We start from the raw sequence: 12,899 nt of genomic DNA, 5'->3' as shown, positions 1-12,899 counted from the left end.
TTTCCGTGTTGGACGGACACAGGGAATCGTGATGAGGATGCTGGAAACGTTCCCGCTACGGTTCGGAGGACCGGATGACGAAGGCAGCACAACGTTCGCTCGGCGACGGTGGACCGGTGGTCAGCGCGCTCGGGATGGGGTGCTGGGCGATCGGCGGCCCGCATGCGCGGCAGGGGAGTCCGGTCGGCTGGGGGGTGATCGACGACACGGAGTCGAAGCGGGCGCTGCGGCGCGCGTGGGACCTCGGGGTCACGTTCTTCGACACCGCCGACGTCTACGGTTGCGGGCACAGCGAGAAGCTGATCGCGGCCGCGCTCGGTGACGTCCGGGACGAGATCGTGATCGCCTCCAAGGCGGGTTACACGTACGTCGAGGAGACACGGGAGGCGCCGGGGGAGAACGGCGACCCCGACTACATCCGGTGGGCGTGTGACGAGTCGCTACGGCGGCTCGGGACGGATCACGTCGACCTGTACCAGTTCCACCTCGGCGGCTACGACCTGGCGAAGGCGGACGACGTCCTCGCGGTGCTCGAGAAACTCGTTGCCGCAGGCAAGGTTCGGGCGATCGGGTGGAGCACGGACAGCCCGGAGCGGGCGGCGGTGTTCGCGAAGAGTGAGCACTGCAAGGCGATCCAGCAGCACTTCAACGTGTTCGGCGGCAACGACGAGGTGCTGGATCTGTGTGAACGCAACGGACTCGCGAGCATCGTCCGCGGTCCGCTCGGGATGGGGTTGCTGACCGGGAAGTTCGACCAGGACAGCAGTCTCCCGGCGGACGACGTACGGCACGGCTGGAACTTCCGCACCGGCGACCAGGCCGAGTCACTCCGTCGCCTCGACGCCGTCCGCGACGTACTGACGTCCGACGGCCGCACCCTGGCCCAAGGTGCCCTCGCGTGGCTCTGGGCCCGCAGCGAAGCCTTCATCCCGATCCCCGGCTTCAAAACCGTCGCCCAGGTCGAGGAGAACGCCGGCGCCCTGGCGCACGGCCCGCTCACCGCCGACCAACTCGCCGAGGTCAGAACGATCCTCACCCGGCAATAGCTCAGTCGGACGTGCGGCTGTCCCGGCGGTCGAGCCGGGGCAGCCGATTCCTTTGCTCGGTGGCGAGGGTCTACCTGGTAGAAGGGCCGGCCCGCTGGACGGACCGGTCTCGATCATGCCGGGAAAAGGAACGGTGATCGCCATGAGCATCCCCGCCACTATGCGCGCCCTGCAGCAGACGTCCCTCGAGGGTCTGCAGGACATGCGTCTGATCACCGACGCGCCGGTGCCGGTCCCTGGCCGCGGGGAGGTTCTGATCCGGGTCGCTGCCGCCGGGATCAACTTCGCCGACATCTCGAAGGCCCACGGCACATTCCGGGATGGCCCCAGGCCGCCGTACCTGGCCGGTTTCGAGGGCGCCGGCGAGGTCGTCGCGGTGGGCGAGGAGGTGACCGGCCCATGCCCAGGGACTCGCGTCATCGGCGTAGGGGACGGTGCCTTCGCCGAGTACATGGTGTTGCCCGTGGCCGCGGCGGTGCCGGTGCCCGCGGGCTGGACAGAGCAGGAGACGCTGGGCCTGGTCGTGAACTGGCCGACCGCACTGGCCGCACTCAAGCCTCTGGGCGGCATCGCTGCCGGGCAGACAGTGCTGATCCACGCCGCGGCGGGCGCGACGGGTCAGGCTGCGGTGAGAATGGCCAAGCACTATGGCGCAACGGTCATCGCCACCGCATCCGCGGGCAAGCACGAAACCGTACTCGCGCTGGGTGCCGACCACGTGCTCGACTCCGTCGGCGGCGACCTCGTCGCCGAGGTCCTGCGGCTGACCAGCGGCGCCGGTGCCGATCTGGTGCTGGAGTCGGCAGGCGGCACAACCTTCGAGGCCAGCCTGGCCGCGGCCAAACGGGTGACCGGGCGGGTCATCGTCTACGGCCTGGCGGGCGGCGAAGCCACCATCACCAACTGGGAACTGGTGTACAGACATCAGATCCACGTCATCGGCCTCAACATCGGCGTACTGATCCAGGCGGCACCGCAGGTCTTCGGTGAGCTCATGGCCGAGTTGTCCGCGCTCATCGCGGCCGGCGTGCTCACGCCCGGCCGGCCCACGACGTACGACTTGGCCGATGGCCCGAAGGTGCTTGCGGAACTGGAGGCCAGAGCCACCATCGGCAAGCTGGCCTTACTGCCGTGACTCGGGCCATCGAGCGGCCGGCAGGTCGTCGGCCTAAGCTCGCCGCATGACGGCGCGGTTGCGGGCGACACCGGATCAGGATCGGTTCTCTGCCGAGACCGAGCGGTTCCGGCGGGAGTTGCTGGCGCACTGCTATCGCATGGTGGGCTCGGCGTACGACGCCGAAGACCTGGTGCAGGAGACCTACCTGCGGGCGTGGCGGTCGTACGCCGGATTCGAGGGCCGCGCGTCGATCCGATCCTGGCTCTACAAGATCGCCACCAACGTCTGTCTGACAGCCTTGGAGCCGCGCCGGATCCGGGTCCTGCCGTCGGGACTGGCCGGCCCGTGCGACGAACCCGACCGCGTGCCGAGTCCTGATGCGCCGGGCGAGGTCTCATGGCTGGAACCGTTGCCGGACGCGTGGATCGCCCCGCCCCACGACGATCCGGCCGCGGTGGTGGTCGCGCGGGAGTCGCTGCGGCTGGCGCTCATCGCGAGCTTGCAGCACCTGCCCGCCCGTCAGCGCGCGATCCTCATCCTGCGCGAGGTGCTGGCGTTCTCCGCGGCCGAGACCGCGGAAGTCCTCGACACCACCACGGCCGCGGTGAAGAGCGGCCTGCAGCGCGCCCGTGCCCGGCTCAACGAACTGGAGCCGGAGCCCGCGGAACTGCTCGAACCGACCGACCAGCGGGCCCGCGCGCTACTGGACGGGTACATCGCCGCCTTCGAGCGGTCCGACGCTGCCCTGCTCGAAAAGGTGCTGCGGACGGACGCCACGCTGGAGGCGACGCCGTTCCGCGACTGGCAAGCAGGCCGCGCGATGTGCATCCACGTGCTCGACGCCTACGTGCTGGGCACCCCGGGCGACTGGCGGATGCTCCCGACCACCGCCAACGGCCAGCCCGCGGCCGTCGTGTACTACCGCGCCGCCGACGGCGTGCTCCGGGCAAACGGTGCCGTCGTGCTGGCCACCACGGCCACCGGCGTCTCACGAGTGGTCGCGTTCCACCACCAGCCCGCACTGGTCGAGCTGTTCGGCTTCCCGGAGGTGTACCCCGCCTGACGACCGAGGCCCCCACCCGCCGGAGCGGATGGGGGCCTCGATCAGGTGAGCAGGCTCACACGTCGTAGTACAGCTCGAACTCGTGGGGGTGGGGGCGGAGCTGGATCGGGGCGATCTCCTGCTCGCGCTTGAGGTCGACCCAGGTCTCGATCAGGTCGGAGGTGAAGACGTCGCCCTCGAGCAGGAAGGCGTGGTCGGCCTCGAGCGAGTCGATCACGGCCGGCAGCGAGGTGGGAACCTGCGGGATGCCCGCGTGCTCCTCCGGCGGCAGCTCGTAGAGGTCCTTGTCGACCGGGTCGGCCGGCTCGATCTTGTTGCGGATGCCGTCCAGGCCGGCCAGCAGCTGGGCCGAGAAGGCCAGGTACGGGTTGGCGGACGGGTCCGGGCAGCGGAACTCGATCCGCTTCGCCTTCGGGTTCGAGCCGGTGATCGGGATCCGGATGCAGGCGGAGCGGTTGCGCTGCGAGTAGACCAGGTTGACCGGCGCCTCGAAGCCCGGCACCAGGCGGTGGTAGGAGTTCACCGTCGGGTTGGTGAAGGCCAGCAGCGAAGGGGCGTGCTTGAGCAGGCCGCCGATGTACCAACGGGCGATGTCGGACAGGCCGCCGTACCCGGACTCGTCGTAGAACAGCGCGTCGCCGCCGGAGAACAGCGACTGGTGCACGTGCATACCCGAACCGTTGTCACCGAAGATCGGCTTCGGCATGAAGGTCGCGGTCTTGCCGGCCGCCCAGGCGGTGTTCTTGACGATGTACTTGAACTTCTGCAGGTTGTCCGCGGTCTTCAGCAGCTCGTCGAAGCGGAAGTTGATCTCCGCCTGGCCCGCGGTGCCGACCTCGTGGTGGGCGCGCTCGACGACCAGCCCGGACTTCTCCAGGTTCAGCGTGATCTGGTCCCGCAGGTCGCCGAAGTGGTCGGTCGGCGCGACCGGGAAGTAGCCGCCCTTGTAGCGGACCTTGTACCCACGGTTGCCGCCGTCCTCGACCCGACCGGTGTTCCAGGCGCCGGCGACCGAGTCGATCGAGTAGTAGCCGGAGTTCTGCTTGGTCTCGAACCGGACGTCGTCGAAGACGTAGAACTCGGCCTCCGGCGCGAAGAACGCGGTGTCCGCGATGCCGGTCGACTTCAGGTACTCCTGCGCCTTCCGGGCGATGTTGCGCGGGTCGCGGCTGTAGGCCTCGCCGGTCAGCGGGTCGTGAACGAAGAAGTTGATGGCCAGCGTCTTCGTCCCGCGGAACGTGTCGAGGAAGGCCGTGGTCGGGTCGGGCAGCAGCTTCATGTCCGATTCGTGGATCTGCTGGAACCCGCGGACCGACGAACCGTCGAACATCAGGCCCTCTTCGAAGACCTCGGGCCCGAACGACGACACCGGGACGGTGAAGTGCTGCATGATGCCCGGCAGGTCGGAGAACCGGACATCGATGATCTCGATGCCCTCGTCCTTGACGTAGGCGAGCAGCTCCTCAGCGCTGGAAAACATACGTACTCCTAGGGTGGCTCAGAGATTGATCTGAACGTAGGGCCTCGGGATTACTCGGTCGTGACCCTGGTGTTTCGCGGATGTTACGCCCAGCGTGTCCGCGCTGACCCACTGGTGTACGTCGGCTACGCCCTGAGATCTCCAGGTCCGCTGTGAGCGGGGCGTGGCAGCTTCCGTAGGCTAGCCATCATGGCATCATCGGCACGGCCGGGCACAGGACCCTCCGAAGAATTCCGCTTTCCGGGGAACCGGCTCGGCCTGCCGGAGCACGGACCGGGCTCGGTCGCGAGCTGGGGCCGGCGGATCCTCGCACTGCTGCTGGACTGGCTCATCGCCGGCCTGATCGCGTCCGCGGTCACGTCGAAACCGATCTGGGCCGGTGGGAACGACTTCAACACCGCGCAGCTGATCACCTTCTTCGCCATGACCGCGATCCTGACCGGGCTGGCCGGCGGCACGATCGGCCACCGCGTCCTCGGCCTCCGCGTCCTCAACCTCAACGGCCGCGGCCAGACCGGCTACGCCGCCCAGGTCGGCCTCCTCGGCGGCGTCATCCGGGCCCTCCTGATCTGCCTCCTGATCCCCGCCGTCGTCTACGACCGCGACCGCCGCGGCCTCCACGACCGCGCGGCCAACACAGTCGTCGTACGCCGCTAACCCAGCCGAGGATCCGCCGTCCGACGCATCAACAGCGACCGACCGATCTCCGGCATCCGCCCCTTGTGGTCAGCGGCGGGTCAGGCGGAGTTGGACGTCGTCCAGGTAGCCGGTGCGGAAGCCGGCCTCGGAGTAGGCCAGGTAGAACTCCCACATGCGGCGGAAGGTGTGGTCGAAGCCGAGGTCGGCGATGGCCGGCCACCGGTCGATGAAGCGGTTGCGCCAGATCCGCAGCGTCCGGGCGTAGTCCGCGCCGAGGTGGCGGATCACCTCGGCGCGCAGTCCGGTGTGCTGGGCGGTGATGTCGTCGATCACCTTGATCGACGGGATCAGGCCGCCGGGGAAGATGTACTTCTGCACCCAGGTGAACGTGTTCCGGGTCGCCAGCATCCGCGCGTGCGGCATCACGATCGCCTGCACGACGCCCACCCCGCCCGGGGCCAGCCGCCGCTCGATCGCATCGAAGTAGACCGGCCAGTACTTCTCGCCGACCGCCTCGATCATCTCCACACTCAGTACGGCGTCGAACTCGCCGATCTGATCGCGGTAGTCGCGCAGCGCCACCTGCACCCGGTCGCTCACGCCCGCGTCCGCGATCCGGCGCTGAGCAAGCAGCGCCTGCTGCGAGGCGATCGTGATCGCGGTGACCCAGGCGCCACGCTGGGCGGCGCGAATCGCCAGACTCGCCCAGCCACAGCCGATGTCGAGGACGCGTGACCCCGACACGATCCCGGCCGCGTCGAGGATCGAGTCCAGCTTGTTCAGCTGCGCCTGCGTGAGTTCGTCGTACGACGCGGTCGCGAGGCCGGCCACGGGATCGCCACCGAAGTAGGCCGCCGAGTACGTCAGCGTCGGGTCGAGGAACTCGGAGAACATCGCGTTGCTGAGGTCGTAGTGCCGGCTGACGTTCTCCCGGGCGCCGGCCCGGTCGTTCTCCTGCTCACCGGGCTGCGTCCGGGTCACCAACCAGCGCAGCGACTGGGCCCACTTCGGCAGCAGATGCCGGGTCTCCTCGTTGCTGAAGCGCTCGGCGAACGGAACGAGCAGGTCGGCCAGATCGGTGCCCGGCTCCGGATCCCAGTCACCGGCCAGATAGGCGTCGCCGAAGCCAGACCCGGCGTCGTGCCCGAGCCGATCCAGGAAGGGCAAGCTGCGATGCACCCGCATTGTCGGGCCGCCCAGTCCGTAGGACCTGTTGTCCAGGTGGATCGTCGCCGGGAGGTCCCTGGCGATCAGACGGATCGCGGCGAGCGCGCCGGCCCGGCGTACCGGGTTGGACCGGGGACGCGCCAGCGTCGGCCAGGTCTCGGCCGCCGGCTGGTGCACCCTCGGCATCAGATCCGTCATCTACACCCCTGTTTCGATCCGTCCTGGTCGCACCTTAAGGCCAACCAGCCACCCCACAGCGCGACACGGAGGCACTCTCGTGCCACGTCACGACAGATCAACTGCTGAGCGGCTGCCGGGTTACCGGCATCTCACTCAGAGAGAACGCTCAGCGCCCCTCAGCGCCCCTTCATGGCCTGCCGGGCGCCCTTGAGGCTCGTCGGCACCGGGCCCTTCGGCATCGGCACCTGGGGGCGGACGGCGTCCAGCGCCTTCAGCCGCTGCAGCAGGTCGGTGATCTCGGACGGCTGCAGCGCCGCCGGCAGCTTCATCACGTGCTTGGTGAGCTTGCGGATGTCGATCTCGTCCTCGCCCTTGCCCGCGACGATCTGGATCACCGGCGCGCCACCGGCCACCCGGGTGTGCTTCTTGCCCTCGGCGGCGAGCAGGTTCTTCACCCGGCTCGGCTGCCCCTCGCCGACCAGCACGATGCCCGGCCGGCCGACCACGCGGTGCACGATGTCGGCGTTCTTGGTGACGGCGACGGCGGGCGTCACGTTCCACCCGCGGCGCAGCGTCTGCAGCGCGGAGGCGGCCGCACCGGTCTGGCCCTCGATCTGGCTGTACGCCGCCTTCTCGACCCGGCGGCCGAAGATGATGGTGGCGGCCAGGAACCCGAGCGCGACACCCAGCGGGATCCACACCAGCAGCGGCCCGACCAGCAGGCCGACGACGACGAACACCGCGACGATGCCGAGGAAGATCCCGGCGAGTACCAGACCGATCTTCGGGTCGGACTTCTTGGTCAGCTGGTACGCCGACCGGATCTGCTTGAGCCGGCTGGTCTTCTCTTCGGGCGCGTCGTTCTTGGCCATCTCTACCTTTGTCCGTGATCTCTATGCGTCCTGCGTCGCGGCGGTCATCCGCGACTCCACAGCCTGACGGTACAGCCGACCGGCCCGGTACGACGAACGTACGAGCGGACCGGACATGACGCCGACGAAGCCGATCTGCTCCGCTTCGGCCTGCAGTTCGACGAACTCCTCCGGCCGGACCCACCGCTCGACCGGGTGGTGCCGCACCGACGGGCGCAGGTACTGGGTGATGGTGATGATCTCGCAGCCGGCCGCGTGCAGGTCGCGCAGCGCCTGGCCGACCTCCTCGCGGGTCTCGCCCATGCCTAGGATCAGGTTCGACTTGGTCACCAAGCCGTAGTCGCGGGCCTGGGTGATGACGTCCAGGGACCGCTCGTAGCGGAACCCGGGGCGGATCCGGCGGAAGATCCGCGGCACCGTCTCGACGTTGTGCGCGAACACCTCGGGCCGGGACGAGAACACCTCGGCCAGCTGCTCCGGTACGGCGTTGAAGTCCGGCGCGAGCATCTCGACGCCGGTGCCCGGGTTGAGCTCGTGGATCTGGCGGATCGTCTCGGCGTACAGCCAGGCGCCACCGTCGTCCAGGTCGTCGCGGGCGACGCCGGTCACGGTCGCGTAGCGCAGGCCCATGGTCCGGACCGACTCGGCGACACGGCGCGGCTCGTCGCGGTCCAGCGCCTCCGGCTTGCCGGTGTCGATCTGGCAGAAGTCGCAGCGCCGGGTGCATTGGTCGCCACCGATGAGGAAGGTGGCCTCGCGGTCCTCCCAGCACTCGAAGATGTTCGGGCAGCCGGCTTCCTGGCACACCGTGTGCAGCTGCTCGGACTTCACAAGCTTCTGCAGCGCCTGGTACTCCGGGCCCATCTTGGCGCGGGTCTTGATCCACTCGGGTTTGCGCTCGATCGGGGTCTCCGCGTTGCGCACCTCGAGCCTGAGCAGTTTCCGTCCTTCTGGGGCGATCGTCACGCCCTCCAGGGTACGCGGCCCAAGTCAGGCGTCATCAGGCCCTAGGCTGATGAGCCATGTCGACGCTTGAGCTCGGTACGACGCCCGCGGGCGCTGAACCGGGGACACCACCGGCTACCGGGACCACGGTGCGCGGGTGGGTGCGACCCGGTCCGACCGCGCGGGAGCGTCGTACGGACGTGTTGCTGGGTCTCGGGATGGCGCTCGCCGCGGTGATCGGGACCGAGCTGGCCCGCGGCGCCGCCCCGACGCACGTCGACCTGGGGATCGGCGGGGTCGAGGCGTACGTGCTGAGTGCGGCGGTCGCCCTGCCGCTGTGCTTCCGCCGCCGGTACCCGATCACCGTGCTGCTGGCGGTCGCGGTGTTGTTCGTGGTCAACGGCGAGCGGGCCACCTTCGCCTTCGCCGGGAACCTGATCACCCAGGCGACCATGTTCATGGCGGTCTACGCCGCGGTCGCCTGGGCGCGGGACCGGCGGCTGATGAAGGCCTCGGTGGCGTTGGTCTTCATCGCGATGTTCGGCTGGCTCACGATCAACTTCGTCAGGGCGTTGCGTAACAACGAGATCGAAGGGCCGAACCACGCGCTGCTCTCGCCGTACGTCTCCAGCGTCGTCCTGACCCTGGCGCTGAACGCCCTCTACTTCTTCGGCGCCTACTTCTGGGGCCGGACCGCATGGGGGATCGCGCGGCAGCGGCACGAGCTCGAGCAGCAGGCCACCGAGCTCGCCGCCCAGCAGGAGTCCAACGCCAAGCGCGCGGTGATCGACGAGCGACTGCGGATCTCCCGTGAGTTGCATGACGTCGTCGCGCACCACATCAGCAGCATCGGCGTCCAGGCCGGCGGGGCTCGCCGCGTGATGGACACCGACCCGGACGCCGCCAAGAGCGCCCTTAGCGTGATCGAGAACTCCAGCCGCAGCGCGGTGAACGAGATGCGCCAGCTGCTCGGCATGCTGCGCGCGGCCGACCCGGATCTGGACCTCGAAGCACCGGCCGTCAAGCAGCCGCAGGCCGGCGCCGACCGGCTGCCTGCGCTGATCGCGGACGTGAACGGCGAGGGTCTGTCGGTCGGTTTCCACCAGATCGGCCCACCGGTCCAGCTGCCCAAGACCGTCTCGGTCTCGGTGTACCGGATCGCCCAGGAGGCGCTGACCAACGTACGCCGTCACTCGACCGCCCGCAGTGCGCACATCACCCTGCGTTACCTCGGCGACTCGGTCGAGCTCGAGGTGATCGACGACGGCCGGCCGAAACACGCTCCGGTCGGGAGCCGGCTCGGGCACGTCGGGATCCGTGAGAGGGTCGGTCTGCTCGGCGGCGAGAGCGAGATCGGGCCGCGCCCGGTCGGCGGCTTCCGGGTCCGGGTCCGGATCCCGCTCGACCCGCAGAACCGCCCCTTGACCGGAGACGACGATGACTGACACCGCGCCGATGCGGGTGCTGCTGGTGGACGACCAGGACCTGGTCCGGGCCGGGTTCCGGATGATCCTGTCGGTCGAGCCGGACATCCAGGTGGTCGGCGAGGCCGCCGACGGCGAGAAGGCGATCGAACTCGCGCTGGCTCTGCGGCCGGACGTCGTACTGATGGATGTGCAGATGCCCGGCATGGACGGGATCTCCGCGACCCAGCAGATCGTCGCGGCGGACGCCGGCAAGGTCGTCATCCTGACCACGTTCGACCGCGACGACTACCTGTTCGAGTCGCTCGGGGCCGGGGCCAGCGGGTTCCTGCTGAAGAACACCGCGCCGGAGGACCTGGTCGACGCCATCCAGGTGGTCCACTCCGGCCACGCTCTGCTCGCGCCCGAGGTGACCCGGCGGGTGATCAAACGGTTCACCGGCGGCGGCGAACGCGTCTACCGCCCCGATCTGCTGGCCGACCTGACCGACCGCGAGCGCGAGGTCCTCGGCCTGATCGCCCGCGGCCTCACCAACACCGAGATCGCGAACCAGCTCTACGTCGGAGAGGCCACCGTCAAGACCCACGTCTCCCGCGTCCTGCTCAAACTCGGCCTCCGCGACCGCGTCCAAGCCGTCGTCTTCGCCTACGAATGCGGCCTCGTCACCCCCGGCGACGACCCCACGTCCTGATTCGTCCACCCCGCGGATGACCCGGGTGATCACCCTGGCGGCCGACGTGCGGGGGCGCTTGTCCTGACTAGCTTTGAGGGTGCCGGGGATGGACCCGGCCGGGGGCTGAGCTGATGGGGAACGGTGACGGATGCTGAGGGTGGCTGGGCTCACTCGGCGGTTCGGGGAACAGGTGGCGCTGGACGACGTCCACTTCGACGTCGCACCGGGCCGGATGACCGGATTCGTCGGGGCCAACGGGGCCGGGAAGACGACCGCGATGCGGATCATCCTCGGCGTGCTGGCCGCGACGGCCGGCGAGGTGCTGTGGAAGGGTGAGCTGCTGACCCACGAGGTACGGCGTGACTTCGGGTACATGCCCGAGGAGCGTGGGCTGTACCCGAAGATGAAGATCCGCGACCAGCTCGTGTTCTTCGGCCGGCTGCACGGGCTCGACCCGGACCGCGCCGCCGAGCGGACCGACAAGCTGCTCGAACGACTCGGGCTGGCCGAGCGGGCGACCGACGTACTCGAGACGCTGTCGCTGGGCAACCAGCAACGGGTGCAGATCGCGGCCGCGCTGGTGCACGAGCCGATCGCGCTGGTGCTGGACGAGCCGTTCAGCGGTCTCGACCCGCTCGCCGTCGACGCGATGGTGGATCTGCTCCGCGAAGAGGTCACGCCGGAGGTGCCGGTGCTGTTCTCCAGCCACCAGCTCGACCTGGTCGAGCGGTTGTGCGACGACCTCGTCGTACTCTCCCGCGGCAAAGTCGTTGCCGCCGGCCCCGTTGCGGACCTGGCCGCCGGGCCTTCCCTGACCTACAGGCTGGTGGTGGACGGCGACGCGGGCTGGCTGCGCGACGTCCGCGGCATCCAGGTGCGCGATGTCGCCGGGGGTACGGCGCTCTTCGACGTGGAGGACGACGGTGTGGCGCAACAGGTCCTGCAGCAGTCGGTCTCCCGCGGGCCGGTCCTCGAGTTCGGACCCGAGCGGGTGGCACTGAGCGACGTCTTCCGGGAGGCGACCCGATGAACGACCGTACTCTCGATCGGCCCTGGATGCTGATCGCTCAACGTGAGGTGAGCACGAAGCTGCGGGACAAGACCTTCATCGGGTCGACCGCGGTGATGCTGCTGATCGTGCTCGCCGCGGTGATCATCCCGGCGATCCTGGCCGGCCGCGGCAGCGCCGACAAGATCGCCGTGATCGACGACGTCGGCGCCAAGGTCGTGCAGCAGGCGTCGACGACCAAGGGCGGCGACGGTTTCGAGGTGACGCGGGCCGCGGACCGGCCGGCGGCCAAGCAACTCGTCACGAGCGGCGATGTGAAGGCGGCGCTGGTACCGGTCGCCGACGGGTACGCCGTCATCGGCAAGGACCGGGTCGACTCGGGGCTGGAGAGCGCGCTGCGCGAGGCGGCGTCCAGCGTCGGAATGGAGCGGAACGCGGCCCAGGCCGGTCTCACTCCCACCGAACTGCGCGCCGGGACAAAGGTCGATCTGGTGTTGCTGAAGCCCGGTCCGCTGCCCGACATCGTGTCCGACTTCGTCAACATCGGGCTGGCGCTGGTGTTCTACATGACCGCGCTCGGGTTCGGCATGATGATCGCGCAGAGCGTCGTCCAGGAGAAGGAGAGCCGGGTCGTCGAGATCCTCGCCGCCGCGGTGCCGATCCGGTCGCTGCTGTGGGGCAAGGTGCTCGGCAACACCGCGCTGGCACTCGGGCAGATCGTTGTCATCGCGGGGGCTTCGCTGATCGGGCTGCTGCTTACCGACCAGGCGGACATCCTCGAGGTGGTCGCGCCGGTGGCAGGCTGGTTCGTGGTATTCTTCGTCCTCGGGTTCGTCGCGCTGGCCGGGCTGTGGGCAGTGGCCGGATCGCTGGCCACCCGGCAGGAGGACCTCGGGTCGACCACGCTGCCGGGGCAGATGATCCTGATGATCCCGTTCTTCTTCTCGGTGTTCGCCGGGTCGTCGGCCAAGACGGTCGCGTCGTTCGTGCCGATCGCGTCGTCGATGGCGATGCCGGGGCGGATGCTGACGGAGGACGTGCCGGTCTGGCAGCCGCTGCTGGCGATCGCGATCCTGCTCGCCGCGACCGTGCTGATCGTCCGCCTCGGCGCCCGCCTGTACGAGCGGACGCTGCTGCAGACCGGCCGCCGACTCGGCTACCGCGAGGCGATGGCGCTCAAGGCTGGGTGACCTTATCGTCCGGGAGGTGACCGGCGTTACAGCAATTGTGTGGGCTGTGACGAAACCGCAATGTTGGGTACCTGTGTGCTGTGCCTCCACCTGG

The 12,899-nt window shown here is 69.1% G+C and carries 12 protein-coding genes; 8 read left to right on the top strand and 4 right to left on the bottom strand.

Annotation, left to right across the window (positions count from 1 at the left end):
• Window positions 1–74 precede the first annotated feature (74 nt).
• The 3 genes from OG876_RS40485 (at window position 75) to OG876_RS40475 (ending at window position 3,226) form a co-directional block, all read left to right on the top strand.
• Window positions 75–1,046: an aldo/keto reductase gene (locus OG876_RS40485; RefSeq protein ID WP_328522035.1), complete on the top strand. Its 972-nt coding sequence runs from the start codon at window positions 75–77 to the stop codon at window positions 1,044–1,046.
• A 142-nt stretch (window positions 1,047–1,188) separates the two neighbouring features.
• Entirely contained in the window at window positions 1,189–2,181 is a 993-nt protein-coding gene (locus tag OG876_RS40480; protein WP_328522034.1) for a zinc-binding dehydrogenase, read from the top strand.
• 46 nt (window positions 2,182–2,227) lie between these two features.
• Window positions 2,228–3,226, top strand: coding sequence for an RNA polymerase subunit sigma-70 (locus OG876_RS40475; RefSeq protein ID WP_328522033.1), 999 nt, complete (start codon window positions 2,228–2,230; stop codon window positions 3,224–3,226).
• 55 nt (window positions 3,227–3,281) lie between these two features.
• Here the strand turns inward: OG876_RS40475 and glnA are convergent, their stop codons facing one another.
• The gene (glnA, locus tag OG876_RS40470; RefSeq protein WP_328522032.1) at window positions 3,282–4,706 is read right to left on the bottom strand and encodes a type I glutamate--ammonia ligase; all 1,425 of its coding nucleotides are present in this window, start codon (window positions 4,704–4,706) and stop codon (window positions 3,282–3,284) included.
• Window positions 4,707–4,895: 189 nt separating this feature from the next.
• On the opposite strand from glnA, the gene OG876_RS40465 reads away from it, so the two are divergent.
• Window positions 4,896–5,363, top strand: a complete 468-nt coding sequence (locus OG876_RS40465; protein WP_328522031.1) for an RDD family protein — start codon at window positions 4,896–4,898, stop codon at window positions 5,361–5,363.
• A 69-nt stretch (window positions 5,364–5,432) separates the two neighbouring features.
• Here OG876_RS40465 and OG876_RS40460 read toward each other — a convergent pair whose 3' ends face one another.
• From OG876_RS40460 to lipA, 3 genes are all read right to left on the bottom strand, one after another.
• Window positions 5,433–6,710: a cyclopropane-fatty-acyl-phospholipid synthase family protein gene (locus OG876_RS40460; RefSeq protein ID WP_328522030.1), complete on the bottom strand. Its 1,278-nt coding sequence runs from the start codon at window positions 6,708–6,710 to the stop codon at window positions 5,433–5,435.
• A 158-nt stretch (window positions 6,711–6,868) separates the two neighbouring features.
• Window positions 6,869–7,564 carry a DUF4191 domain-containing protein gene (locus OG876_RS40455; RefSeq protein WP_328522029.1) on the bottom strand — a complete coding sequence of 232 codons (696 nt, stop codon included), beginning with the start codon at window positions 7,562–7,564 and terminating at the stop codon, window positions 6,869–6,871.
• A 21-nt stretch (window positions 7,565–7,585) separates the two neighbouring features.
• Window positions 7,586–8,530, bottom strand: a complete 945-nt coding sequence (gene lipA / locus OG876_RS40450) for a lipoyl synthase (protein WP_328522028.1) — start codon at window positions 8,528–8,530, stop codon at window positions 7,586–7,588.
• Between the two features lie 56 nt (window positions 8,531–8,586).
• Between lipA and OG876_RS40445 the strand changes: the two genes are divergently transcribed.
• The 4 genes from OG876_RS40445 to OG876_RS40430 all read left to right on the top strand — a co-directional run bounded on the left by OG876_RS40445 (window position 8,587) and on the right by OG876_RS40430 (window position 12,805).
• Window positions 8,587–9,954: a sensor histidine kinase gene (locus OG876_RS40445; RefSeq protein ID WP_328522027.1), complete on the top strand. Its 1,368-nt coding sequence runs from the start codon at window positions 8,587–8,589 to the stop codon at window positions 9,952–9,954.
• Complete coding sequence (locus OG876_RS40440) at window positions 9,947–10,624, top strand: response regulator transcription factor (protein ID WP_328522026.1); 678 nt, start codon at window positions 9,947–9,949, stop codon at window positions 10,622–10,624. The genes OG876_RS40445 and OG876_RS40440 overlap by 8 nt, the downstream gene beginning before the upstream one ends.
• 130 nt (window positions 10,625–10,754) lie before the next feature.
• Window positions 10,755–11,636 carry an ABC transporter ATP-binding protein gene (locus OG876_RS40435; RefSeq protein WP_328522025.1) on the top strand — a complete coding sequence of 294 codons (882 nt, stop codon included), beginning with the start codon at window positions 10,755–10,757 and terminating at the stop codon, window positions 11,634–11,636.
• Window positions 11,633–12,805: an ABC transporter permease gene (locus OG876_RS40430; RefSeq protein WP_328522024.1), complete on the top strand. Its 1,173-nt coding sequence runs from the start codon at window positions 11,633–11,635 to the stop codon at window positions 12,803–12,805. The genes OG876_RS40435 and OG876_RS40430 overlap by 4 nt, the downstream gene beginning before the upstream one ends.
• Window positions 12,806–12,899 lie beyond the last annotated feature (94 nt).

The sequence above is a fragment of the Kribbella sp. NBC_00359 genome (assembly GCF_036097425.1).
In the GTDB taxonomy this organism is placed as follows: domain Bacteria; phylum Actinomycetota; class Actinomycetes; order Propionibacteriales; family Kribbellaceae; genus Kribbella.
Note: the sequence above shows the minus strand (reverse complement) of the source record. Positions and strands in the feature narration are given on the sequence as shown.